This is a genomic window from Oceanobacillus sp. Castelsardo, assembly GCF_001659985.1.
Lineage (GTDB): Bacteria > Bacillota > Bacilli > Bacillales > Amphibacillaceae > Oceanobacillus.
On the sequence record NZ_LYCS01000013.1, the window covers coordinates 46,548 to 73,395 of the forward strand.

The 26,848-nt window shown below is 34.4% G+C and carries 25 protein-coding genes and 1 pseudogene; 6 read left to right on the top strand and 20 right to left on the bottom strand.

The features are described from left to right. Window positions 1–27: 27 nt before the first annotated feature. Together wrbA and A9178_RS16670 are read right to left on the bottom strand one after the other, a co-directional pair. Window positions 28–639: an NAD(P)H:quinone oxidoreductase gene (wrbA, locus tag A9178_RS16665; protein WP_068677379.1), complete on the bottom strand. Its 612-nt coding sequence runs from the start codon at window positions 637–639 to the stop codon at window positions 28–30. 220 nt (window positions 640–859) lie between these two features. Continuing rightward, the gene (locus tag A9178_RS16670) at window positions 860–1,801 is read right to left on the bottom strand and encodes a ring-cleaving dioxygenase (RefSeq protein WP_068677302.1); all 942 of its coding nucleotides are present in this window, start codon (window positions 1,799–1,801) and stop codon (window positions 860–862) included. Window positions 1,802–2,077: 276 nt separating this feature from the next. On the opposite strand from A9178_RS16670, the gene A9178_RS16675 reads away from it, so the two are divergent. The 3 genes from A9178_RS16675 to A9178_RS16685 are packed head-to-tail and all read left to right on the top strand — an operon-like array spanning window position 2,078 to window position 4,093. Then, a complete protein-coding gene (locus tag A9178_RS16675; RefSeq protein WP_068677304.1) occupies window positions 2,078–2,455 on the top strand; it encodes a GntR family transcriptional regulator in 378 nt (125 codons plus the stop codon). Further along, the gene (locus tag A9178_RS16680) at window positions 2,452–3,336 is read left to right on the top strand and encodes an ATP-binding cassette domain-containing protein (protein ID WP_068677306.1); all 885 of its coding nucleotides are present in this window, start codon (window positions 2,452–2,454) and stop codon (window positions 3,334–3,336) included. Before A9178_RS16675 ends, A9178_RS16680 begins: the two co-directional genes overlap by 4 nt. Beyond that, window positions 3,320–4,093 (top strand): hypothetical protein, encoded by a 774-nt coding sequence (locus tag A9178_RS16685; protein ID WP_068677308.1) that lies wholly within the window; start codon window positions 3,320–3,322, stop codon window positions 4,091–4,093. Before A9178_RS16680 ends, A9178_RS16685 begins: the two co-directional genes overlap by 17 nt. A 42-nt stretch (window positions 4,094–4,135) precedes the next feature. Here the strand turns inward: A9178_RS16685 and A9178_RS16690 are convergent, their stop codons facing one another. Beyond that, complete coding sequence (locus A9178_RS16690) at window positions 4,136–5,890, bottom strand: sensor histidine kinase (protein WP_068677310.1); 1,755 nt, start codon at window positions 5,888–5,890, stop codon at window positions 4,136–4,138. 2 nt (window positions 5,891–5,892) lie between these two features. Further along, window positions 5,893–6,603: a response regulator transcription factor gene (locus A9178_RS16695; RefSeq protein ID WP_068677312.1), complete on the bottom strand. Its 711-nt coding sequence runs from the start codon at window positions 6,601–6,603 to the stop codon at window positions 5,893–5,895. A 183-nt stretch (window positions 6,604–6,786) separates the two neighbouring features. Between A9178_RS16695 and A9178_RS16700 the strand changes: the two genes are divergently transcribed. Continuing rightward, window positions 6,787–7,977, top strand: coding sequence for a DUF418 domain-containing protein (locus A9178_RS16700; RefSeq protein ID WP_369801993.1), 1,191 nt, complete (start codon window positions 6,787–6,789; stop codon window positions 7,975–7,977). Between the two features lie 500 nt (window positions 7,978–8,477). On the opposite strand, the gene A9178_RS16705 is transcribed toward A9178_RS16700, so the two are convergent. The 6 genes from A9178_RS16705 to pepV all read right to left on the bottom strand — a co-directional run bounded on the left by A9178_RS16705 (window position 8,478) and on the right by pepV (window position 14,952). Next, complete coding sequence (locus A9178_RS16705; protein ID WP_068677316.1) at window positions 8,478–9,254, bottom strand: alpha/beta fold hydrolase; 777 nt, start codon at window positions 9,252–9,254, stop codon at window positions 8,478–8,480. 196 nt (window positions 9,255–9,450) lie between these two features. After that, entirely contained in the window at window positions 9,451–9,780 is a 330-nt protein-coding gene (locus tag A9178_RS16710; protein WP_068677319.1) for a cupin domain-containing protein, read from the bottom strand. 129 nt (window positions 9,781–9,909) lie between these two features. Beyond that, the gene (locus A9178_RS16715) at window positions 9,910–10,746 is read right to left on the bottom strand and encodes an undecaprenyl-diphosphate phosphatase (RefSeq protein WP_068677321.1); all 837 of its coding nucleotides are present in this window, start codon (window positions 10,744–10,746) and stop codon (window positions 9,910–9,912) included. 121 nt (window positions 10,747–10,867) lie between these two features. Next, a complete protein-coding gene (locus A9178_RS16720; protein ID WP_068677324.1) occupies window positions 10,868–11,614 on the bottom strand; it encodes a hypothetical protein in 747 nt (248 codons plus the stop codon). Window positions 11,615–11,678: 64 nt separating this feature from the next. After that, complete coding sequence (locus tag A9178_RS16725) at window positions 11,679–13,490, bottom strand: M3 family oligoendopeptidase (protein WP_068677325.1); 1,812 nt, start codon at window positions 13,488–13,490, stop codon at window positions 11,679–11,681. Window positions 13,491–13,539: 49 nt separating this feature from the next. Beyond that, on the bottom strand, window positions 13,540–14,952 hold the full coding sequence (gene pepV / locus A9178_RS16730) for a dipeptidase PepV (RefSeq protein ID WP_068677327.1): 1,413 nt from the start codon (window positions 14,950–14,952) through the stop codon (window positions 13,540–13,542). Between the two features lie 173 nt (window positions 14,953–15,125). Between pepV and A9178_RS16735 the strand changes: the two genes are divergently transcribed. After that, the gene (locus A9178_RS16735; protein ID WP_068677381.1) at window positions 15,126–15,779 is read left to right on the top strand and encodes a biosynthetic peptidoglycan transglycosylase; all 654 of its coding nucleotides are present in this window, start codon (window positions 15,126–15,128) and stop codon (window positions 15,777–15,779) included. Between the two features lie 135 nt (window positions 15,780–15,914). Here A9178_RS16735 and A9178_RS16740 read toward each other — a convergent pair whose 3' ends face one another. After that, window positions 15,915–16,910, bottom strand: coding sequence for a sensor domain-containing diguanylate cyclase (locus A9178_RS16740; protein WP_068677330.1), 996 nt, complete (start codon window positions 16,908–16,910; stop codon window positions 15,915–15,917). Between the two features lie 16 nt (window positions 16,911–16,926). After that, on the bottom strand, window positions 16,927–17,736 hold the full coding sequence (locus A9178_RS16745) for an alpha/beta fold hydrolase (protein WP_068677332.1): 810 nt from the start codon (window positions 17,734–17,736) through the stop codon (window positions 16,927–16,929). A 332-nt stretch (window positions 17,737–18,068) separates the two neighbouring features. Between A9178_RS16745 and A9178_RS16750 the strand changes: the two genes are divergently transcribed. Further along, complete coding sequence (locus A9178_RS16750; RefSeq protein ID WP_068677334.1) at window positions 18,069–19,088, top strand: DUF3231 family protein; 1,020 nt, start codon at window positions 18,069–18,071, stop codon at window positions 19,086–19,088. 552 nt (window positions 19,089–19,640) lie between these two features. On the opposite strand, the gene A9178_RS16755 is transcribed toward A9178_RS16750, so the two are convergent. From A9178_RS16755 to A9178_RS16785, 8 genes and pseudogenes are all read right to left on the bottom strand, one after another. Continuing rightward, the gene (locus A9178_RS16755) at window positions 19,641–20,018 is read right to left on the bottom strand and encodes an SET domain-containing protein (protein WP_068677336.1); all 378 of its coding nucleotides are present in this window, start codon (window positions 20,016–20,018) and stop codon (window positions 19,641–19,643) included. 155 nt (window positions 20,019–20,173) lie between these two features. Beyond that, window positions 20,174–21,445, bottom strand: a complete 1,272-nt coding sequence (locus tag A9178_RS16760) for a hypothetical protein (protein WP_068677338.1) — start codon at window positions 21,443–21,445, stop codon at window positions 20,174–20,176. Further along, the gene (locus tag A9178_RS16765) at window positions 21,445–22,035 is read right to left on the bottom strand and encodes a hypothetical protein (protein WP_082918250.1); all 591 of its coding nucleotides are present in this window, start codon (window positions 22,033–22,035) and stop codon (window positions 21,445–21,447) included. Before A9178_RS16765 ends, A9178_RS16760 begins: the two co-directional genes overlap by 1 nt. 76 nt (window positions 22,036–22,111) lie before the next feature. Further along, complete coding sequence (locus A9178_RS16770; protein ID WP_068677342.1) at window positions 22,112–22,819, bottom strand: hypothetical protein; 708 nt, start codon at window positions 22,817–22,819, stop codon at window positions 22,112–22,114. Continuing rightward, window positions 22,816–23,667 carry an ABC transporter ATP-binding protein gene (locus A9178_RS16775; RefSeq protein WP_068677344.1) on the bottom strand — a complete coding sequence of 284 codons (852 nt, stop codon included), beginning with the start codon at window positions 23,665–23,667 and terminating at the stop codon, window positions 22,816–22,818. Before A9178_RS16775 ends, A9178_RS16770 begins: the two co-directional genes overlap by 4 nt. 728 nt (window positions 23,668–24,395) lie before the next feature. Next, entirely contained in the window at window positions 24,396–24,539 is a 144-nt protein-coding gene (locus tag A9178_RS19055; RefSeq protein ID WP_156520794.1) for an FbpB family small basic protein, read from the bottom strand. 688 nt (window positions 24,540–25,227) lie between these two features. Beyond that, window positions 25,228–25,763 (bottom strand): annotated as a pseudogene (locus tag A9178_RS19725) (YkyA family protein). Window positions 25,764–25,897: 134 nt separating this feature from the next. Further along, on the bottom strand, window positions 25,898–26,809 hold the full coding sequence (locus A9178_RS16785) for a polysaccharide deacetylase family protein (protein ID WP_068677346.1): 912 nt from the start codon (window positions 26,807–26,809) through the stop codon (window positions 25,898–25,900). Window positions 26,810–26,848 lie beyond the last annotated feature (39 nt).

Consider the following 26,848-nt stretch of genomic DNA (forward strand, 5'->3'; position numbering starts at 1 on the left):
CATTAGCTAACACCCTTCTTTTATTTATTATTGATTTCCTTTTTTAACCCATTCTGCAACCGTTACTGTACGTGTAGCTTGGTGTTTCACTGCAGCTTCCACATCTTCCACCATTTTACCATCTTGGTCTACTGTTACACTCGTTCCATATGGATTTCCACCTGCTCCAAATAGTACCGGATCTGTATACCCAGGAGTCGCGATAATCGCTCCCCAGTGCATCATGGAAGTGTATAGAGATAATAATGTTGCTTCTTGACCACCGTGTGGGTTTTGTGCCGAAGTCATCGCACTTACCACTTTATTTACTGTCTTACCAGTTGCCCAAAGTCCACCTTGAAGGTCTAGGAACTGTTTCATTTGAGAAGCCATATTACCAAATCGTGTTGGTACACTGAAGATGATCGCATCTGCCCATTCTAAATCTTCTGAAGTTGCTACTGGAACATCTTTTGTAGCGTCTACTGTAGCTTTCCAACCTTCATTTGCTTCCACTACTGAATCTGGAGCTAACTCTTGAACTTTTAATAAGCGAACTTCCGCACCAGCTGCTTCTGCTCCCTCTTTAGCCCATTTTGCCATTTGATAGTTTGTTCCACCCATTGAATAAAATACTACTGCTAATTTTGTATTTGACATATTTTCTATCTCCTTTTCTTTTTTTCCAAATAATTTATCTAAAAATCCCACTTGTAGCACCATCCTATTTATATAATCAGATACACCCTAGTTATCCTTAATTAACATATTATCATTTCATAAATACTAAATTCAATATATATGCTTATAAAGTTTTATTCAATTAATGGGGTTTTCTTCATCTCTCTGCGAATACCATTTCCATACACTTTTAACTCTGTTATTTTTCTATTTCCCTTACTTTAATTGGAATTAAACTATTTTTCAATTGCTCACGATATTGCTCAAATTGCTCCGGTAACATCAATTGTTCTCCTAATGTTTCTTTAGATTCATCAATTGCGAACCCTGGTGGATCAGTTGCAATTTCAAATAAGATTTCTCCATGCTCTCTAAAGTAAATTGCATTAAAATAATTTCGATCACGAACAGGTGTTACCCTATATCCATTTGCTCGAATATATTCTTGCCATTCCATATGGTCGTTATCATCTTCCGCTCTCCATGCGATATGGTGAACTGTTCCTACTCCCATAACGCCTTTTCCAGTTGTTGTCATTCGTAAATCAATGACATTTCCAATATCCGCCGAAGAACGAAAACGCATGAAATCTCCCTCTTTCCCAACGAACTCAAGCCCCATCACGTTTTCTAATAACTCTTTAGTTTCATTTGGTTTTGCAGAATATAGGGTTGCGCCGCCAAAACCCTTAATCGCAACTTTCGGTGTTACATCTCCAAATGTCCATGAATTACTTTCTCCTTCTTCTCGTTCAACGATTTCCAAATGTAACCCATGTGGATCATCAAATTGTAAATATTCCTCATTAAACCGTTTAGTTCTAGTAAACGATATTTCAAACTTTTCTAATCGTTGTTCCCAGAATTCTAAAGCTCCAACAGGTACGACATAAGACGTCACCCCTACTTGGCCATCTCCAATTCTACCTGAATATGCATCGGCCCACGGGAAGAATGTAATGATTGTCCCCGGCTTCCCAGCGCTATCTCCAAAATATAGATGATAGGTACCAGGATCATCAAAATTAACCGTTTGCTTGACTAAACGTAATCCTAAAACACCTGCATAGAAATCAATATTTTCTTGAGGATGACCTACGATTGCTGAGATGTGATGGATTCCACTTGTTTTTTTAACCATTTTTATTCACTCCAATACTAACACCATTTAATGAAAGTTAATCCCTTACTTCAAAACCATATACTTAATTAATGTATTACGAAATTGAGATAATGGACTAAAAAAATAATGTCTTTAGTCCTTTATATTATTCTTAATTCAGAGTAATTATAAGCCCTTATCCATTAAATTGTCAACCAGATTATTCTTGACTGAGGAAATAATTGCTATTATGGTTATATACATAACTATATGACCATATATATCTGAATAACAAGAGAATAGTGGGCGATAAACATGAGAAAAACGTTTAATCAAGATAAGCCAATTTATTTACAAGTGCGTGAACAAATTGAAGACCAAATTCTTAACAACCAACTGAAAGAAGGGGAACAAGCTCCCTCAACAAATCAACTAGTCAATTTTTATAAAATTAACCATGTTACCGTGTCAAAAGGGGTAAACCAATTAGTTGATGAAGGCATTCTTTATAAAAAGAGAGGAATCGGTATGTTTGTAGCAGAAGGAGCGAGAGAAATGCTTATTCAAAAACGAAAAGAATCATTTATGGAAGATTATGTGGTTAAGTTAGTTCGTGAAGCAGATAAATTAGAAATTACTGAAAGTGAAATCATTCAATTTATCAAAAATGTAAAGGAACGTGATGCAGAATGAATATAAAAATGGATAAGTTAAGTTTACATTTTGGAAATCATAAAGCATTAGAGGATATAACATTTGAATTAAACGAAAAGAAAATATATGGATTACTTGGTAGGAATGGCGCCGGTAAAACATCCCTCCTATCCATCATTGCTTCATTCCGTGAACCAACATCAGGATTGCTTACGATTAATGGAGAAGTTCCTTTTGAAAATTCCAAAATCATGCAGCAAGTTGCATTCCTGTATGATAAAGATTATAAAGATGAATCAGACAATATCATAAAAATGCTACAAGGAGTGCAAAGATATCGGCCTAATTTTGATATGGAATATGCGGAGTATCTAATCCAACGATTTAAACTAGATACGAAAAAACCTATTAACAAGTTATCAAAAGGTATGCAATCCACTGTAAATGTCATCATTGGGCTAGCAAGCAGAACTCCGTTAACGATATTTGATGAAGTATATCTTGGTATGGATGCTCCGGCAAGAGATACCTTTTACAAAGAATTACTCAAAGATCAGGAAAGTCACCCAAGAATCATAATCTTATCTACACACCTCGTATCTGAAATGGATTACTTATTTGATGAAGTGATTTTAATAAAAAGTGGGAAATTTTTATTGCAAGAGGATTATGATTCACTTACTTCCAAAGGTGTTAGGATTACCGGGGATCAAGAATTAGTTGAGGAGCTTGTACAGACGAAAGTACAACTTAACGAAGAACAATTAGGTAATACAAAATCTGTCATGATTTATGGTGAACTAACGAATCATGAGAGGAAAATGGCAATGGATCAAGGTCTTGATTTAGGACCAGTATCCCTGCATGATTTGTTTATTCATTTAACAGAGGAGGAAAATGTCGATGAAAAACTTTCCTAAAGTTACGGCTGACATGTTTTGGATGCAAATGTTATGGACATTTGGATTTTTAGGTGTCATGTTCATCATTAACATTATTAAAATAGTAATTGATCTTATACAAGGAACTGAAGTGGATGGTTATTATGCATCCGTATTAATTGCTTCTAACATTTATATGGTCATCATCGGACTCATTTCGATATACTTCCTCCCCTATTACGTAGGAAATGGAGTGACTAGAAAGGATTATTTTAAAGGAGGTCTCCTCGCTTCTTTTGGATTATCTCTTGCAATTCCAATTATTACATTTTTTATATCTATAGTAGAACGTTTTATTGTAACTAATTTATTAAACTTGAATTTTCATGTAATAGATATTAATGAGGCTGTATTGGATGTTGATGGTAATATCATTGGGGATTTGGTACTCTCTGTAATTTTAACTCCATATGTGGATCCTGGAAGCAATTGGCTTTTGGCGATGGGAGTTTTTAGTTTACATCTCTTTATCTTTTACTTACTAGGTTGGTTCATTAGTGCAAGTTTCTATAGATTTGGTACGTTAACTGGTTTGGTATTTATTCTAATAGCTTTTATTATTATTCTGTTAAAAGACTTGTTCCTTAGAATTTCACTAGGTTTACCTTTGTCTGATCGTTTTTCATCGTTAGCCTCTCTTCCACTAGGGGTAACCTTACCTGGAATAATGTTATTAATTGTTTTCACTGTCTGGGGAATTCGTTTACTTACAAAAAGAGTTACTATTAAAATGTAAGACGTAATGGAAAATTAAAACGGAGCAACAATTGCGTTGCTCCTAATTCTTTGGACCTCCCAACTTTGATTGGAAGCGTAATATAACTCTTGTTCCTTCGTTTTCCTTTGATTTCACATAAATATCACCATCGTGTAGTTTCGCAATCTGTAATGCAATGCTCATTCCAAGACCGGTGCCTTCTATTCTTTCATCGGTATTGGTCCCTCGATAGTAACGATCGAATAAATGTTTCCTTGTCTCTTCATCGATTCCTAGTCCATTATCTTGAATAATTATCTCTACTATTCCGCCCTCATAATTAACACTTACATAAATTTCCGTACCATTTGGATTATGTTGAATTGAATTATATATTAAATTATCTACCATTCTTTCAAACAAACGTTTGTTTATAGGTAAGTAATGTCCATCTTTCGTTGGCCTATATAGGATGGAATAATTCCTTAACGTCATATCCCTATGAAATTTCCTCAAAATATTTTGCATCAGAAAATTGATTTCCATATTTTCATAAACAATCTGACCTGTATCGTTTTTCAGCTTAAAACTTAAATTAAAATCTTCAATTAAATTCACCATGTAATCACTTTTCTCATGAATAGTCTTACCGATATCCATCAGCTCATCTTCAGTCCAAACGTACTCCCCACTTGCTAACAATCGGCCGTATCCCTCCATCGTAGTTAAAGGTGTACGTAAATCGTGTGAGATACCTACCATCCATTCTTCCCGGGTCTTTTCCAAACGCGCCCTCTCTTTTTGCGATTTATCTAATCTATTCGCCATTTCATAAAAGGCATCGAAAACTTCCTTATACAACCGATAGCGCCATTTCAGCTTACCGTTTTTACGATATATTTGCTTTCTTTCCCTTTCCGTTAGTACCTCTGCATAATGTTCATTCCCCATTCGGCTTAACCAATTGGAAAATATAAAAAGCGGGTTTCCATAACGAAATCCGTTCCACACGGATATCACAACTGTAATAAGAAGCACAATAACACCTGTTATTGCAAAAGCAATAATAACATTCAAATAAGTATCTAATTTTATATCCTGCTTTTCTTTATTTGGAGTGTATAATGCCCAAAACACATCTGAATCTGGATCATAGTGCGTTATGACTTTCCTATCATAAATATCCGGTGCTGTATCACGAACTAGTACATCAAGTACTTCGCTTTTATTTATATCTATGTTGTTGCCAAGTTGTTGCTTTATCTCATCATGATGATTAAAAATGAACAACGTACCATCAATTTCTTTCAATTTCTCCTCTACTAAAGGGATATTACCCTTTGTAATCGCACCATCTACATTATAATTTTGAACAATGTGATTTAATACAAGATTAGCTTGATCCTCATAGCCTAAAACAAACAAATAATTGTCTTGATAAAATGTTTCCAAGTAAAGTTCTAATCTATATCCATTTAATTGTTCCGTTTGCTTCATTTTTAATAAATCATGAGAACTATATTGTTTTGGTAAAGAGTCAGGGACATTTCCTTCTTCTATCACTTTCCCATTGTGATCAACAATTTGAACCCATACCCCTTCATCGTCCAAACCTTCATCCCAACCCTCATTCATCGTAAGGTTTACAATGGAATTTCCAGTCTCCATTGTAATGTTTTCAAGTAAAGTTCCATAATAATTATGTTTAGATTCATCTTTGGCAACAAAAATAATTACCGTAAATAAAGTTATTAAAATAACAATAACCATTAACACAGCAACAGAAATAAATTGTGCAGCAAAGTGTAGAAATAGTCTCCATCTTAATTTTTTCATAATCATGATCCCTTAATTAGTTTATAGCCTAAGCCCCTAATGGTTATTAGAAATTTAGGATGACTAGGATCTTCCTCTATACGTTCTCTTATTCTTCTAATATGTACGGAAACTGTATTATCATCTACATAACTATCAAATCCCCACACCGCCTCCAACAGCGCAGATTTGGACAAAACCTTGTTCGGATTTTTACAAAAGTAAAGCAGGAGTAAATATACTTGGGTTGGACAAGAAACCAACTCCCCATTCACTAATAGTTCACCTGCACTCTCATCAAGTGTAAAACGTCCAAAGTCAAATCTATTTGTAGATTCATGTTTTGGTACAGATGCAGTTACTTTATTTCTTCTTAAATATGCTTTGATTCTCGCTGCAACTTCCAACGGATTAAATGGCTTCGTTACATAATCATCGCCACCAGTCGCAAATCCTGTAAGTACATCTAAATCGGAAACCCTTGCAGTTAAAAATAGAATATATGCATTGGTAAGCTGGCGTATTCTAGGACATAGGTCAAATCCGCTTCCGTCCGGTAACATGACATCTAAAATAATAATTTCAACCTCATTATTATTTATTATTCCCAAAGCATCTTTTCCTGTATGTGCCGTGTAAATATGTTGAAATCCTTCTTTCTTTAACATCATTTCTAACATTTTAACAATAGCTTTTTCATCATCAACAATTAGAATTTTCGTATCCGTTTCCATCAATCTCCACCTCAAATCTTATACTACCATTCCAACATTACGATTAGTTGAACAAATTTGTATTTTTTTACCAAAAGTTATTCCCATTTCGATTAAATGTTTAAATGTTGTTAAGGCTACCGTTAAAAAACCGAAAACATCCATTGCTATATTTAAATCAACAGATAAGAAAGGATGTTAACAGTGAAAAAACGGGTAAATACAATTGATGGTTTAAGAGGTTTTAGTTTAATAGGAATCCTAATAGCAAACATGCTTATATTTCAATACGGAATGTTTGGAAAGGATAAGATGGAGAACTTCAACTTATCCGCTATTGATCAAGTAGCATATATTTGGACGAAGATTTTTGTTGAAAGTAGCTTTATGCCAATATTTATGTTTATGTTTGGCTATTCGATGATTTTTTTACAAAGGAAATTGGTGCGAAATGAAAAAAAGGTAAAAAGACATTTTGTCCGTAGATTTATTTTACTTATCATATTCGGGCTACTCCACGCAACCTTTGTATGGGAAGGTGACATTCTTTTTTCCTATGGTATCATGGGCCTGCTTATGCTCATCTTTCAGAATAGAAAAAAGAAAACCATTCTTGTTTGGGCGATACTATTATTCGTGATTACTTCTTTACTCAGTATTGGTGAAGTAGAAGAAACAGCGGAAGAATTAGAACATCAAGCATCATATATTCAAAAGGAGACCACTGCCTATTCGGTTGGCGATTATCAAGAGGTATACAATTTCCGTAATAGCGGAGAAGACCCATTTGGTTATCCCGATTACGTCTATGCTTTAGTCATCTTCATGGCACCGCTTGTAACTTGCCCAATGTTTTTATTTGGAATGTATGCTGCTAAAAGCAACTGGTTTACCAATCCGAAAAGGGAGAAAAAATTATATACTCGATTTATCCTTATATTTTTACCCATAGGCTTTGTACTGAAAAGTGTTCCCTATCTATTCCCAGGATTATCGGTAGAATTTGCACTATATACTACTGGAGCGACACTTTTATCCATTGGCTATATCTTTAGTTTTTCATTACTTTATACAAAACAAGAAATCCAATTCCTATCCTTCTTTGAAAAGGTTGGAAAATTATCCTTGTCTAATTACTTACTGCAAAGCATCATCTGTACTGTTATCTTTTATGAATATGGATTGGGTCTATTTCGAGAATTAGGTGTTTTATACGGGATTATTTTAGCTATATTTATTTATGGAATACAAGTTATCCTAAGTCATTACTATTTAAAGAAATGGAGATTGGGGCCTTTTGAAAAAATCTTGAGAATAGGTACTTATCTTTCCTGGAAAGGTAATCCAAAACGTAAAGAACAGGTGGAACTTGAGAAGATACCAGTGGATATGTAAATTTATTTCTCACCTCAATTTGAACAGCTTGGAAAATAAAAGTGCGTTTCTTCTTAAGGCCCTTGCTGTTCAGCTTATCACGGTTGACTTGTGACCAATTGCGCTTGGACTCTACCGTGAGACTATTCCTGGAAGACAACGAAATAAATCAATAGCATTATACATATCAGAAATCCGTAATCAAATAACACGCATCGTACAATGTTCTGAAAAAGAAGCTCGTTATTTAATCAATCATTCATGGATTGCACAAGAGGTGTATAATGCGGACACCATATTATTGCATGAGAATCCCGCATACTGGGCCTATTTACTATTGTATGGGGACGGGGAATTATGGTATAAAGATTACGAAAATTACGTTGAACCAACTAAGTGACATTTCATTCATTTACCATTATAAATAACCACCTAATTCCCAATAAATATTAGATGGTTGTATAGTATGTAAACTAAATTGATGAGGTGAAGGGGTACTGTACAAATACAATGAGTTTAACTTATCCATTACATTCTTCCAGTACCTTCCCTTCTTTAATCCATTTATCTATGAGTTGATTAAAGAACTCAGGCATTGCCAAAGGAACGCCATGACCTATCTGAGATATTAATATTCCCTCAACGTTAGGGTTCGATGCGATAATGTCTTCAACAGACTTTTTCATTACCGTTCTTTCCTTTTCGCCGACTGTTACTAATATTTTTGTACTTGCTTGACTAAACTCCTTTGGTATTGTAAATGACATGTTTTCTCGCATAACTCCAACCAACGTCTCTAATTTCATTTGACAAGTTTCCTCGTAGTATTTATCAAAATAATCTTCACTTACAAACAAAGTTTTAGCTTGTAATTTAGAAAAACTTCTATTTTTGATGAGTGGAAAGAATAGATTCATAGTTGGTTTCATAATAGGTTTAGCATAAGTCATTGGCCGAACTAAGGCACTATTTATAATGGCAAAGTCTACTAAATTTGATTTGATACTTAACATTTGAATGATAACTTGCGATCCTAGAGAAAAGCCAACTAAGATGACTTTCTTCCCAGTTGCCTTCTCTTCGATTATACGAATTAAATCCATTGCACTATCTTCAATGGAAAATATATTTATATTCCTATTTAAGCCGTGTCCAGGTAAATCTGGAACAATACAATGATATTGATTTTTAAAGTATTCAACCTGTTTATCCCACATCCATCCACTCACTCCACCACCATGAATAAAAACAATAAGGTCAGCGGATTTAATACCATATTCCTTATATAGCAACGACATTGCTTTCTCTCCTTATTTATATTCGACTTTTAGCTAAAAACAGGCAGTTAGAAAACTTGGCATTCGCCAAGCCTGTTGGCGATGCCTTAGTTGCACTTATGCAGATCTATACGGTGGGGCGAGTAATCGGAGCCCCAGACGGGAAAGATTTTATACTTTCCTCACTGCTAAAAAAATGTGTACCTTAAGATACACATCATTTTATCGCATTATTAAGTTTAGTCATTGTAGCATAAATGGATACCCGGTCCTCACTTGTATTGATAAAACCTATTTGCTCATCCGCACCACATAGAACTACATCACCAGTTTTCACCTCAAGATCCTCGCCATTGATAGAAAAAGTACCGTTCCCCTCGACCACATGCAAATATAATTCGCGGTCTGGATGGTTATGAGGCTTCATGTGTTGGCCTGGTAGGAAGTTTAACATAAAAGCAACACTTCTAGTCGTTTTTATAATATTTATTTTGGTGAATCTCTTCTCATCAAATTGTTGAGCTGTTGTAATGGATTGCTTTTCCATTTTTTCACCCCTTTTTTCTAATTGAAACCGCATACTTTATACTTTACCATTTAGGGAATAGCCATATCAAATGGATAAGAAAAAAAGACCTTGATTTCGTCAAATATGATGAAAATCAAGATCTTCTTATTAGAAATATAAAAAGTAAATAACAATTACCAAAACAATTCGATATATCGCAAATGGAACTAATTTTACTTTATTAATTAATTTTAAGAAAAAGCGTATCGATACTAAGGCAAATATGAATGCACTTATAAATCCAACGATGAAAAATGGTAATGCATCCATTGTGAAATATTCCCAGTTTTTTAATAATGACAAGAAACTTGCTCCAGCCATTATCGGAACAGCCATAATAAAGGTGAAATCAGAAGCAGTGCGGTGATTCATCCCTAATAGTACCCCACCTGAAATAGTTGCACCTGATCTGGAAAAACCAGGCCACAATGATAAACATTGAATTAACCCGACTGAGAAAGCTTGCTTATAACTAATTTGATCAACGGAAACGACTTTTGGATTTTTAGAACGAAATAAATCCGCTACAATCATAAATATCGCACCGATAAGTAAACCGACTAAAACTGTTTTTGTCGTAAATAAATACTCATCAATATAATCTTCAAAAAGTAATCCAAAAACCCCAGCTGGTAATAAACCAACTATGATGTGCGTGAGTTTTAGATGCGGGCCACGGTGAGTCTGCCCTTTTTTATTGAAAACTCGATTTAATCCAAGTAAATCAATAAATCTATCTTTAAACACAACTACCACGGCTAAAATGGAACCGAGCTGGATCACAATTTTAAATGTATTAGCTGCATATTTCCCCAAAAAATCGGTAGACTTTAACCACATATCATCCACTAATATCATATGACCAGTAGAGGATACTGGGGCAAATTCTGTTAATCCTTCCACCAATCCTAGTATGATGGCTTTTAGTAATTCAATGAATTCCATTGTTCAATCTCCTTACCTACATTTTTAATTCTTTAAATGCAAGTTTCATAGTAAACGTTTATTCTACTTTTGTAAATACCCTCTTTTTATTCCCCCTAAGTATATTGTAGCTTCCCAAATTTCATTCAAATTGCTTCGCCCATGCTTTTACTATGGATATAAATGATTCTCGCCTTTGGTCGAATTGTTTTTTCCTGTGACCGTTTGCTCCAGATGGATGTGGAAAACCAAATAAGTAAAAATGGTTTGGAAGTCCCCCTTCTTGACGCAATTGATAAAAAACATGCTCTACCGTTTTACCTAATGGAATAATAAGTGCTGATTCCTTTATCTGATATAGCTCTTTAGGAAATATATCAAAAGCATATCTAACAAGTAAAGGAGATTTCTTGAAACTAGGCTGGTACCCATTATAATTTTTATCTTCATAAAAAACAGGGTATTTAATAGTAGAAGTTGTATGCAATAATTCCCTTTGTTCTTCAAATAAAGAAGAGGAGCTTTGAACATGTATAGCTTTGTGAATCCCACATTCATCTAACATTTGAACTAGATTTGCACGCATCGATCCGGAAAAGCTAGCAGCCTTTTTAGCTTCCTTTAACATTTGTTCTGTCGGATGGTGACTTTCCAAACCTTGTAATAATTTTTCAAAAGCCATTTTCATTTGGTTCCAACCGGGCGTAATTCCAACTATCACAATGATTGCCCTACTATTTATGTATTCGTTATGCGGGGCATAATACATGCTCAACCGCCCTTCTTTTTCGATTAAAAACTCATCTATTAATAAATCTTCTTTTGTAAGTTTCCAATTAGGATTTAGATTTTTAATGGCAGGAAGAAACTCTTGGAATTTTGGATACAAGTTGATGCACGTCCTTCATCATAACAATTAAGGTGCCCTCCAATAGGAGAAGCACCTTCTTCTTCTAATTATTCTTTACTTCATTTGTCAATTTTATAAATTCCTTCACGTCTTTGGCTGCCAGTTGAATTCCTGCTTCCCAGAAATCTTGTTTGGTTAGGTCAACACCTAAATGCTTTTCTGCTAATTCCTCTACCTTCATAGAACCTGTATCCCTCAGCAAGGCAATATACTTTTCTTCAAATCCTTCTGGTTGTTCTAAGTACTTCGCGTAAATTCCCAAGCTAAATAAATAACCAAATGTATACGGAAAGTTATAAAACGGAACATCATCAATAAAGAAATGCAGTTTACTACACCAAAAATGGGCATGATAACTTGATAGACTACCACCATATGCTTCTTTTTGTGCTTGAATCATTAATTCATTTAATCTATTTTCAGAAACAATTCCTTTTGAACGTTCCTCATAGAAGGCATTTTCAAATAGGAACCTTGCATGGATATTCAAAAACATTGCCGTAGCATTCTCGAGCTTAGAGTTTAACAGTGAAATCTTCTCTACCTCATTTTTTGCGTTCTTTATCGTCGCATTCCCAATGATCGTTTCTGCAAATGTACTAGCTGTTTCTGCCACATTCATTGCATATTGACGGTTTAAACTAGGTAGATCCTTCATCACATGACTGTGGAAGGCATGTCCTAATTCATGAGCAAGAGTACTCGTATCCGCTGGGGAACCTGAAAATGTCATAAAAATCCGTGATTCTTCAAACTCCGGAAGACTCGTACAATAACCCCCAGGACGTTTATTTGGTCTATCTTCCGCTTCTACCCAACGGTTTTCGAGGGCATGTTTTGCAAAACTTGAAAGCTTTGGACCAAAGGAGGCAAAGTTAGTAATAACAAAATCACATGCTTCATCATACGTGAACCGAGTTGGCTTCGCATCCCCTAATGTAACCGGTGCATCCACATCCTGCCATCCTAATTTTTCCATACCAAACAGATTTGCCTTTTGGTTTAAAAAGTCAATGAACGGTTGCTTATTGTTAGCAACAGCGGACCACATCGCGTCTAGGGTATCTTTAGACATCCGATTATATTCTAATGGCTCTTCTAAATGATTCTTCCGCTCATGCAATTTTTGTAACGTTATTCGATAACCATCCAAATGATTTATCGTATCCGCAAAAATTGGCGCATACTTCGACCAAGCAACTTCCCATTCCTTGAAAATCTGTTCTCTAACCTTTGGATCAGGATCCGCATACATTCGATTCATAGCTTGTCCAATAGATAACTCCGTTGTTTCTCCGTCTTCGTCTGTAAAGGGAATTGTCATAATAGAAACAACCGTGTCATATAGACGACTCCATGCTGCTAAACCATCTTTATTTAATTCAGCAATTATCTTTTCCTCTTCTTCTGATAAAAGCCGTTTTCCTTCCTCACGTATTTCATTTAAGGTAAAGGATGTTTCATTTAACTCTTTATCCATTAAGAGCTTTTGCCACTCCTTATCTGAAATGGTTACCAGTTTTTTAGTAAAGGTAGTGGATAACTTTTGCATTTCACTATACAGATTCATCATTTGTCCCATTACTACGTTCGCATATTCATCATCCATATATGCATCATGCGTCATTTGTACAAATGTAGAGGCTTGACCTAAGCCCTTACCTATCGTTTCACGTTTATTTAAAATACTTTTAAGAGTTGTCACGGATGGATCTGTTTGAAAATCCCATTCACTCAATAACTTTTGATAGACTTTAATATCAGCTTTGACCGATTGTATTTTTTTCTGCAATTCTTTAGATTTCGTCCCACCAGGAAAAATACTTTCTAAATCCCATGTATCTACATATTTCACTTTGTTCTCTCCTTTCCAATATTCCTCTTACAGCGCGTGTCACAACCTCTTATACCTTTGCTAGTTCATAAATAGCTTGCGCATAAATAGCCGTTGCTTTTAATAAATCATCCACAATGGCGTATTCATCTTTTTGATGCATTACATCTTCGCGTCCCGGAAATAATGCACCAAATGCAACGCCATGATCCAAGGCACGTGAATATGTTCCTCCACCTATAGCAAGTAGTTCTGCCTTTTCACCCGTTTGTTCCTCATATACCTTTTGCAATGTTTGAATAAGTGGGTCATCCTTCTTCACATAAGTTGGCTTGGAATCTGTAAAATTCTGCAGTTTTAGTTCATTTTTCTTTAATGTTTCTTCTATTTTCGCTTTTCCTTCTTCTATATCGAATGTTACAGGATAACGCATGTTTAATCCAATACGACCACCTTTTTTGATTGTATAATTCATGATTCCTACATTGATGGTTAGCTCTCCTGACTCTTCGTCCTGATAAGAAATGTTAAAAACCTCTCCACGGGACTTATTAAAGAAGGAAGAGATAGTCTTTACAAATTTCTGACCCTGTGCATCCAATTCTAGACTTTGTAAAAAATTAGCCAAAAAAACACCAGCATTTTTCCCATCTTTTGGTTCAGCACCATGGGCACTTTTACCAACTAACATTAAGATGAGTTCATTCTTATTTACAGAAATGTCGCCTTCTAACTTCCACTCACGAAGATAGTTTCGGTACTTCTGATCAATTTTTTCTAACTTGGAACTCACTTGTAAATGAACTTCTGCAAAATCTGGTACCATATTGTATCTTCGGCCCGATTGAAATAATAACAATTGTAGTTCCTCGCTAGACGTACTAGAACTGATATCTTGGAAAATATCGAAATCAGAAATTCCCTTTTCCGCAAAAATAATAGGGAAATCCGCATCCGGTACAAATCCCATGTCTGGCATTTCTTCTTCTGCAAAATAATGTTCCACACATCTCCAGTCACTTTCCTCATCCGTTCCAATAATTAAACGAACTCTTTTACCTAGTGGGAGACCTAATTCTTTTACAATTTTCATTCCATAATACGCTGCGATCGTCGGTCCTTTATCATCGCTAGAACCTCTAGCATAAATCTTTCCATCCTTTATAACTCCACCATATGCATCAACACTCCAGCCATCTCCCTCTGGTACGACATCAACATGACCTAAAATGCCAAGAAGTTTATCTCCCTTCCCCATTTCAAGATGACCCGCTAAATGACCAACATTTTTTGTTATAAATCCATCTTTATTCCCCATATCCAGCATATATTCCAACGCATCCTTAATCCCTTTTCCTAAAGGAGCTTCAGGGTTTTTATCGTTTTCATTTAACACACTTTTGATTCGTAAAAGTCCTTGTAAATCCTTAATAAAATCATCTTTTCTTTTTAGAACTTCTTCCATCCAATTAATATGACTCATCTTCAGTTCACTCCTTTTTAAATCAATAAATGACATATTTATTAAAATTGTAGCAACTACACCCATTGGCTGGTAAAGTAAGGAAATTAACTCTGGGATTAATTCATTCGTTAATCAAGCTTGGGAACATTGGTTATACTACAAATATATGTCGAAAATTGAGGTAATTAATGATGAAATTTATTAAAAAACTACTCAAAATTGGATTTATCCTTGTCATTCTTGTCGTAATATCTATTGTTTATACTGGTTACTCCCATTACAAAGAAGCTATCTCGGAAATATCCATTTCGGAAAAGGTCGATTCAGTTAAAGAAAATGTTAGCTTCGTGCCACTAGAAGAGATTTCTAATGACTTTACGGATGCGGTTGTCGCTGTTGAGGATCATCGTTTCTATGAACACGGTGCCTTTGATTTTATTTCCCTTATTCGTGCAAGCCTTGTAAATTTAAAAGCGAAAGAAATCAAAGAAGGCGGTAGTACATTAACACAACAAGTTGCTAAGAATCTTTACTTTAGTAATAAGCAACAATTTATCCGCAAAGTTGCAGAACTCTTTGTTGCCTTTGACCTAGAAAAAACCTATAGCAAAGATGAAATTTTAGAACTGTATGTCAATATTATCTATTATGGAGAAGGTAATTATGGAATACAAAAAGCAAGTACTTACTATTTTGGCAAGTCACCTGCTGAACTGAATTATGATGAAGCAACATATTTGGCGGGCTTACCTCAATCACCTAGCGTTTATGGTGCAAATAATAATTTAGCGAAACGGAGACAAGTTGAAGTAATGGAAGCATTGACCGATTACCGCAAAGAATAAATAGTCGATAATAACAACTTTATTTATAAATGAATGTATTTCAACGTGCTTACTGGCTGTTACCCCACAAATTTGATTAACTCTATTTATAAGTGGGTTATTACAGCCAGTTAAGCGCGTTAAAAACACATTGATTTAATTTCGAAAGAGACCTTTTTTCAATTCCTCTGCATGGGTTAACTGATTACGTCCTTTATTTTTCGATATGTATAACGCTTCATCTGCCCTAGATTGAACAGTCGTTTCTGTATCTCCGTTTATAGCTGTTGCAATCCCTATACTTACCGTTATGGATGGAACTGTCCAGATAGCAGTTTCGACACTCTCGCGTATACTTTCTGCAATTTGAATAGAACCTTCCTTCTCTGTATGAGGAAGTATTAATACAAACTCCTCCCCCCCATAACGGGCGGTAAAATCGCACACTCTTGACTCATTCTTTAAAATGTAAGATAACTCTTTAAGTATTTTGTCTCCTGTTAAATGACCATAAGTATCATTAACTAGTTTGAAATGATCTATGTCAATCATCAGTAGCGAAAAAGGATTCGTAGTTCTATGAAATAAGGATAAATTTTGAGATAATACTTTATTGTAACTTCTCCGATTATGAAGACCTGTCAATTCATCCGTAACCGTCAATTTCTGAAGCGTTTCATTTAATTCGAGAAGTTCCTTTTGTTTACATTCTAACTCTTTGCGCACTTTTTCAAGCTCAACTATTGCTTTTTCTTTGCTCAGCGTACTTTCCTCAGCAGCCTTTTTTGCCGATAGAATGACTTGCTCATATTCATAACGTCTCCTCATGGGAAAAAAGATGCAATCATTTACAAAAGTTTCATTTCGTTTGTTACGTGCCGCATTAAGAAAAACAGGTATATTATCACCATTTTTTGATTTTAATGTAAGGAACATTTCATCCACTTTTTCCTGTGCTTTAATCATAGGGAAAAAATAGAGTTGGTAGAATGATTGACTTGATTTGGTTAAAATGACATTAATATGCTTTCCCATGATTTCAGATTTTTTTATTCCTAGTAAAACTAACAATGTTTGATTAATACAATGAATAGTTCCATCATCTGTGAGGGACAAATAACCACAAGGGGCAAAATCCAACTGTTCATCCATAAGAATAATCTACTCCTTAATCTTGATTCACTGTCAAATATTTTCTTATTAGTTGTACAGTTTCTTCAGGATGACTCATATGCGGACAGTGTCCAGTAGCCTTCATTTGATAAAATTCACTGTTCCGTAAATGTTGAAACATGTACTTCCCTACTTCAAGTGGCGCAATAGTATCATCCGAGCATTGTAAAATTAAAGAAGGTACTGATACTTCTGGTAAACAATTCCTATAGTCAGAAAAAAATGTTGCAATTGCAAATTCACGTGCAACGTGGGGATCCGTAGAACAGAAACTTTGTTCAAGCTCGCCTGAAAGTTCAGGTCGTTCAGGATTTTTCATGATTACCTTTGAAAGATAGTTAGCCCAACCAATATAATTCAAATCCATCATATTTATTAGTTCATCTAGCTCTTCTTTTTCAAATCCACCTAAATATTGAGGTGGATCATTTAAGTAACATGGAGAAGGCCCTATTAAAATAAGCTCCTTAAAAAGATTAGGCTTTTGAATAGAGGCTAGTATCCCTATCATAGACCCTACTGAATGACCAATAAACGTCACCTCTTTTAAGTCTAATGCCAAGCAAATATCAAGAATATCCTGTGCATATCCACCTAATTCACTATATTTACTAGAACTATATGCATCATAATCAGATTTTCCAGACCCTACATAATCAAACAGAATGACCTGATAATCACTCTCAAATTCTGGTGCCACAAATCTCCACATATTCTGGTCACATCCAAAACCTGGAGCAAATAAGATTGGTCGGTTACCTTCACCAATAATTTTGACATTGTTTCGTAAGAGAATGCTATCCATAAATGATAACCCCCAGTATTCTTTTAAATTAAATATAGCAGGAAATTAGGACAATATTACTATAACCCCAATTTTATATGAGTTTATTTCACTCCACAATAATAATGAATTGTATAAATTGAAGTATATGCATAATAACTTTGAGGGATAAATGAAAAGTAAAAATACCTACTGATATAGTGATATAGTGACATTAATACACATTAATACATGTCTATCATCATTCCATAAAACGGATTATGATTTCATGAATAAATATCTCAAAATCTACTCATAAATTTTTCCTTATAGTAAATAATAAACACATCCCAATGCTAATTAGGAGGATTAAGATGAACGAGGACAAAAATATAAACCTAACCTCTGCCGAAATTGCTTCACTTTGGACTGGGTATATGAATGATAGCATGGTTAAATGTGTCTTAGGATTTATGCTGAGGCATATAGAAGACTCGGATATCAAACCCGTTGTTCAATATGCTTATGATATATCATCAAGTCGTTTAGAAAAGTTAATTACACTTTTCAATAAAGAAGAATATGCAATTCCAAATGGTTTTACTGAAGAAAAAGACGTTAACATGGAAGCTCCCTATCTCTACACTGATTTATTTTGTTTAACCTACGTAAACCACATGGCAAAGGTAGGGATGTTAGCTTATAGTGGTTTTATCTCCATGAGTTCTAGAAAGGATGTACGTAGTTACTTTATTAAGGGGTTATCTGAAATCACTAAACTATTTGACCAATCAAGTGATATTGGCCTCATTAAAGGAATAAATGCTAGACATCCGTACATTGAAGTTCCAAAAGAAACCGACTATGTCGATAGTAAGAAGTATTACAGTGGGTTAAACCCTTTTAGCGAGAAAAGACCTTTAAATGCCGTTGAAATTTCACATTTGTACCAAAATGTAGCAACTAACTCCGTTGGTATCAAATTATGCCTTTCTTTTGCTCAAACTTCGCCAATAAAAGATGTTCAGGATTTTATGATTCGAGGAAGAGATATTTCGAAAAAGCACATTCAGATTTTTACGGATACATTGTTAAAGGACGATATTGAAGCACCACAAGTACCTGATGTTGGAATTAGTAACTCGACAACACAAACATTCTCAGATAAATTAACAATGTTTCAGATGTCTCTTATTATGTCTGCTGGAATAGGAAACTACGCTACTGCTGCAGCTGCAAGCAAACGAAGTGACTTAGCGATAAACTATGAACGTTTATCACTAGAGGTGTCCCGACTTGCCAAAAGCGGAGCCGATATTATGATTACAAACAACTGGTTAGAACAACCTCCTGGAACTAAAAATAGAAATAAATTAGCAAGAGATAAAGAATAAGGCTGAATCCATATGATCAGTCTTATTTTTTTAGCCAATCGTGCATGATTATTAAAGAACCAGAGTTTGCTGATAAATAGTATTAGCGTTTATTAATGGCTACGCTTCAATGCTGATATAATACCAGGGTTTACTGATATCCTGCTCCCTACTACTGATATAGTACCAGCGTTTACTGATATCCTACGCTCCAACGCTGATATAATACCAGGGTTTACTGATATCCTGCTCCCTACTACTGATATAGCACCAGGGTTTGCTGATATCCTGTTCCCTACTACTGATATAGCACCAGCGTTTACTGATATCCTACGCTCCAACGCTGATACAATACCAGGGTTTACTGATATCCCCGCTCGGCTACTACTCAGGATAAAAAGAAATGGGCACTCATTTACACGATGAGGGGCAGGATTTAAATAAATAAAATAACGCTTGAAAAGAAATTCTTATCCAAGCGTTTTAGTATGCTAAATCCATAGATAATATGGTAAAAATACTTTATTATAAAAGGCAACTCCACTAGGTTAGTTGCCCCTTATATTATCCTTTTTAGTCCTGATTAAACCAAAGTGGATCCTTGATATCAACATCACCATTATAATTGATTAGAATCTCATCTCCCGCTTTTATATCTGTGAAAGCATAAAATTCAAATGTGTGATTGTCAAAATTAATTTCATAAACCGCATTCGGTTCATAAGAATGGTTAAACAACATTCCATAACCAAGAAGGAAAGCGGTATGATTGATTCCATACTCAAAAGCGTAATCAGCTAGTAACGTTTTCTCAATATGCTCGTGTTGATCATTTGGATAAGCAATGACAGGTGCTTCATGTAAAAGCTTACCTTTCTCTATATCACATGTGGCGAATACCCCTCTGTTGAATTCTCCGTCACTTATTGGGGAGGATTTTACTTCTATCATGTTGTTCACCTACTCTCTTATAAAATAGTCTCTCCAACTGTAACATTAATTTTAACACGAAGCACGCTTTATTTTTTTAAGTCAATCAGACCTATGTAAATTCTTCCATTTTGAATATACTTAGTAACCCTTCTATTGATACGTTTTTTTTCAAACTACAAATCATCTAATGCAACAATTTCTTCGTTTGATCCATTTACTCCATATTCACAATCAATTTTCCCGCAAAGAACATACTGCTTGCTTTCAAAGTCATAAACATAATAGGGTTCCATTTCAAACCTATCCTTAATTTTCTCATACGCTGCTTCCCTAGTTATCGTCACCTCTTCCGCTGGCATAAACTCGTCGAAGATCTCCAGCATCGGTTTGTTATCCATATAATTCACTGCTTGAAGTGTTTTTGGATCAATCATAATGACGAGTTTTCTTTGAAACACATGACTATCTTGTTTACTCATTCTTAATATGGCATGGATATATCCCTTTTCACGATGAAGTGTTTTAAGTATCCATTGTCCTGTATCTTCTGGATATTCTTTTCTTAACATTTCCTGAACCGTCAATTGGGATTTCTCTTTTTCTTCCTTTGTAATTGGAAAAGAATCAGGAGACGGCTCAGAGGTAAAAGCTTGATCTACCGTAACTTCTTCAAGGCATTTAATCTCTTTCCGTTTGAATGGTGTATTAATTGGTTCATCCCAAGAAATAACTTCATCTATTTTTAGATATGACCTTACATCCACTATAAATTCAAAGGGAATTATAGACTTATTCTCATTCGTAACATAGACCTCTTCTACCGCATAAACAGGAAATAACTTTTCCTTATCAAATGAAGGGAATTCTACCAATTTCAGTTGTTCCTTTGCCAGATGTTCTACATTTTCAATAGAAAGTGTGTATTCTTCATCTTTTACAATTTCTTTAGAGGGAAATTGACCAAATACTGAGAACAAGGTTAGCCTATCTTCTTTATCTAATTTAATCTCAATTGACCCTGAAGGCGATACTGCAGTTCCATCCATACATTCATTGAAAAGTAGTCTCTCTTCCTCTTCTTTATATAATTGAAATTGTTTGCCATACGTTAGTCCGGTTTCCTGTTCAATCCATTTTATGATGTCATTTCTATCTGAAGTTGCAAACGTAACCCCATTCGTTGCATACGTCTTACCCATGGTGAAAATTACACTTTCAAATTTCCGAGTATTTACATTTATATCAATTACTGCTGCACCTTCAGGATTGCTATCATCATCTTCAGGTACAGTTACAGCGTTCGGAAACCATTCCATAGATAACGTATAAATCGTCTCGTTAAATATATTTACATTTCTACTCAAACCATGTCTCTCTAAATAATAGTTATCTAGACCAAATTTTACCTTCGTTAGATTAACTAATTCTGTTATTCTTCTATCCATCATTTTCCCCTCAAATCCATACATGCTTCTAATTTAGAAACTAACTCTTTGTATTTTATAAAGAAATCCCTAGTCGGAACAACAGCAAAATAGGAAAAAACCTGAGTCTCAGCTAATAAACATTCATCATAAAGCAAACTAATATTCCATCGCCTTTTTGGCTTTATTCCTTTTTGAACGAGCAAGTTGGCCAATTCTGTATATAATTGTTGAGCCATTTCATCAGTAGATTTTTCTATTGTAAAATGTCCCACGAAACTACCCCACCATACTTTGAAGGTTTGATAAATTTCATTAAACTCCTTGGAACTATCTCCATCAATGACAAACAGCTTCTCATAATATAACTCCTTATCTCCATAAAAGGGTATGGCACCTTTTTTATTGTCTTCAGCTATTCGTTGAGATATTTCCTTCCAAAGTTCTTTATACTTGATTTCAAAGTCATCTCGAAATACTACTTTTGTTGATAAATAAGGAAACCTTAACTTTTCCCCCTTTTCATGTTGATTTAGATAAATATTTTGTATATAAATTAAAAGGTTCAAAGCAAAAGATGTATCAATCCCAATTTCTAAGGAACGTTCCAAATTTATCCCTCCTTTTTTGTATTCCACCGCCATAGCACACTTTATATCAAAGGTTCCAATCGTTACACAAACGTATCTATTTTTGGCTTTTTTTTGCTAGCCTTAAGAACAAATACAATAAAATCGTTGAGTAAACGATCATCCATATAAATGGAAATAGCAAAAGATCCAAGAAATTTTCACCATTCCAATTAAATAGTACAGGTTGTGTACCGACCGCTGGAGGAATTATCCAAATGATATTTTTAAGATAGGTTGGTAAGACATCATAAATCCCTAATGTTGCTAATGAAATGGTGATAATAAGAGCTAGTCCCCCATATGAATTAACAGCATTTTCCGTTATTACTTTACTAAATAAACTTGCGATACTAATCCCTAATATCGATAGAAAAATATGGTTTACAATGGATACCAGGCCTATTTTTAAACTTACTGATTCATTAAACATCCCAAAAGTAATTGGATAGATGAATGCATACAGAGTTAATATCAATGTAATTAACCAAACAGAAATTAACTTTGAAAGATAATATCGATTTTCTCCACCTATATGAAGAATCATCATTTGCCTTTGAACATGTGAATCAAGGGACAAAACACTCACACATAACCAGGCAGATATAACATATACAATCAATGCTGTTACTGCATAACTATCAATAATCGGATTTGGGGTATAAGAATAATAAACAAAAATTAAAATCATAAATGTTGATATCGGCGGAAAATACTTATGGGAACGGAGATAATCATGTAAACTATATTTTATTAATGCCTTCATATCGTTCTCTCCATCTCATCTAATGTTACTGTTGAAACAGCCTCAACACTTCCTTTTAATTGGAGAACTCTTGATAAAATAACATCACTCTCTTTTGCGGAAACATAAAGATATAATTGTTGATCCTTTTCCACTACTTTATGTATCCCACCCCAATCTTTAACTACGGATTTCTCTACATTTCTAATTATCAATAATTTAATAGATTGTTTTACAGTGGTTTCCGTTTCAGAAATATTTCCATTATGTATTAAAAAAGTGTTGTCGACTGTTGATTCTAAAATATTCGATTCATGATACGTTATCAAAATCGTAGTTCCTTGCTGTTTTAATTCCCCTATAATTTTTACTAACTCTCCCTGAGCTTCGAAATCAAGACCAGATAAAGGTTCATCCAAAATTAATAGATTTGGCTTCAGTAGAATAGATTGGATAAGTCCGACTTTTTGAATATTACCTTTTGATAGTTCCATAATTCGTTGGTTTTTCAGACCTTCTAATTGAAAACGGTGTAATAAATTGTCTATTCGTTTCGTTAGACCATCCTTTGATGCTCCACTCATCTTCCCCATGTAAAGAAAATATTCACTTGGGGAAAATCGAATGTTTTTCGGAAATCTTTCTGGTACATATCCTATTTTAATGGTTTTGTTAGGATAATTGATTTTTCCCGAAGTCGGTCGTTCCACACCTGCTATGATTCGTAATAACGTGCTTTTTCCTGTCCCATTTCCACCGAGAATTGCAATGACTTGTTTTTTATTAATGGTAAGCGAAATATTACGCAATACATTTTTTTTATCTGTATACACTTTACTTATATTTTTAAGTTCAATAAGCTTTTCCATAAGACCTCCAATTTTAGTGATACGTATATTTCAAGTTGACGAATCGATTTAAATATTAATTCTTACGAAAGAGTCACGTAGAAGTTTCATTATTTTCACAATTGATTATAAGTTCAATTCTACTATATTCATAAAAAAACCCCTAACTTTGTGAAACATCATTCACAAAATTAAGGGCATGTTATTTTTACTAGTAAGGTATTTTAGCAATCATCCAACATTTCTAACATACATAGACACTGCATCATAATTTAAACTGTCTTACTAACTCATTAAGTACAACTTTCTTTCAATCACTTATTAAGGAGATGAGTGACGGAATAAAGTAATTTTTTCCTCATTCCGGCACTCATCAAGGCAATGAGTGACGGAACAAAGTGATTCTTTCCTCACTCCGACACTCATCAAGGCAATGAGTGACGGAACAAAGTGATTTTTTCCTCACTCCGACACTCATCAAGGTAATGAGTGACGGAACAAAGTGATTCTTTCCTCACTCCGGCACTCATTAAGGCAATGAGTGACGGAACAAAGTGATTCTTTCCTCACTCCGGCACTCATTAAGGCGATGAGTGCTTGAACAAAGTGATTCTTTCCTCACTCCGGCACTCATTAGGTCTATGAAGAACCAAGAACAAAAGCACAAGTGCTCGTTCAGCGACGTATGGACTACAAAAAAACAAACACGTTGGATTTCTAATGAAACCAACGTGTTTGTTTTTTGTATGTTATTCTTTTTCTATTTCCTTACTTTTCGCAGCAAGACGTTCTTCAAAACGTTCCTCAAATTGATCCATTAATTGTTCATTGTTTAACAATTCCATTTTATATTTATCTACTAATTCATCGTAGGAAGACATTAATCTTGACATAATATTTTCCCTCCTTTACAGGATAAATAAAACAAACTAATATAGATAGTCTGTATACTATTTTATTCTTATCCATTACAGTTTGTTCACTCACTAACAAGTATACACCAATTAAAAGCAAAATAGTCTGTAATTTTTGAACAATATGTGAAATAACAGCTATATTAGTACACAAAAGCCTTTAATCTATAGTCCAAGCTAGCAGCTGCATTGAATCCACTGTCATTTGACATTATTTTAAGAATAAAAGTTAACATAGTTCCATTATTAATTTAAGAACCCTTCAATTAAGGGAAAACAGACTTTGCCGCACTATCGTTGTTGATCCTCATTGGGTTAAAAAAATAAAAGGGCATAGGGTAGGTAAACTGATTCATCACTTAACAGAAAACGTTCAACAAAAAGCGGTCATCCAAACGCCTTAGTGGGAATTGATTTTAGAGGTTGAAGGTTAGTTTCCTGTTAAACGATAAAACTATTATTTTTTCTATACAAAAAAAGTAGCGAATTCGCTACTTTTTGTATAGTTACCTATTACATTTTTAATCCTTTATTTTTTAGATCCTAGCTTCTTCTACCACTTATCTCTACACATGCAGGTATAATTAAACGATTGTATATATTTTATGCATTTACACTTTCTTCCCCAATCGCCTGTCTTCCCTGACCTTCTTTTATCACAACTTAGCTAATTCATTTGATAATAGTCGTTTTTCGCTTCAATAAACTGTTTGGTATATTGATTAAATTGTTGTATCATTTCTTCCATTTCTTGACTGTGTTCATTTATATTATCAATCTGCTCATCAAGGATTGTAAAATTAAAATTTCCATCTCCAATAGATTCATATAGTGTATTCTGTATTTCCAAATTTTCATGGTAATCCTTAAAAAAGGCTTCTATCAATTTCTTTCGCTCGTTCATGATTGTGGTTAGTTTTGATGCTTGTTTTTTTGTTCCTCATCTTTGATCTTTTTGATATTTTCCTGAATGGTTATTGATTCTTTATAAGCCTTTTGGAAACTTTCTTCCGCTTTCTCTAATAACCCTTGTTGTTTCATCATGTATGTGTTGCCTTCTTCTATCTTTTGAGCAATGGTGTCCTTGTCATTGATGTCGAGACTAATCAAATCATTGTATACTAACTGTGCATTTTTTCTAGTTTCATATAGATCTCTTTGATTAGCTGCGAAATCTTTTTCAAACTCAGCGGATTTCTCCATTATTTTGTGTATGTTAGTAGCCTGTTTTTCGTCGGATGAACAACCAGTTAGAAAAGATACGAAACATACAAAAATCACAAATACTATTAATCTATTCAACGATGTTACCTCCTGCAGCTTAACCGGAATTAGAATTAGTTTATGGAATAACAACGTCCTTTACACGAAAATGTTAATGGTGCCATATCGTTAGTTAATATTTTCGTTTGGTAACCTTGTTTTTTAATATAGGATAATAATTTGGGTAAATGTTTTATTGTCTCATGTTTATCATGAAGGAGGACCACTGGGGTTTCTCCTGCTTGTTTCATTCTTTCTATTTCTTGGATTGTATGTTGAACATATCGCGCATCTTTAAAATCCCAGTCAAGACTATCTACATTCCAATCCCAAACATTAAAACCATTTTGGTCTAATAGATAACGCATTGCTTCTGTTAAATACGGAATACTTCCATAAGGTAAACGGATAACGTCAGAACGTACCCCTGTTATATTTTCCAATATTTTTCGATTCTCTATCATTTCTTCTGACGGAGAAGATTGACTACTATAAATCTTACCTACATCATGAGTGATACTATGTAGACCAAGTCCAAATCCTTGCTTTTGCATCCGTTTCACTATTTTAGGATATTCTCTTATTCTAGGACCCACCATGAAAAAGGTTGCTTTCATCTGAAAATCGCCTAAGACATCGAGTAATTGGTCTGAAACACTTGATGGTCCATCATCAAATGTTAGATAGATAGCATTTTCCTGTTGATCTATCTCATTTTGTTTGGCGACCTCTTTTTTTCGAGCGACTTCTCTTTTTTCATTTTCCCTATCAATTATAGATTGACTTAATGTAGAATCAGAAAAAGCTAATACAGGCTCAGCAGAAAATGATAACATTTCTAGTGAATTCTCAATATTAGAGTCATTTTCTTTTGCTGCTTTCATTTTATCATTACTAACCAAGCCGGTTAATAGTAGAATCATAATGGTTAATAGAATGGAAATTGCTATTTTCCCTTTGGTGTTTAACCTTCTACGTCCAAGCATTTAAATAACCTCCCTTTGCTAGATTTATAAATGTCAACA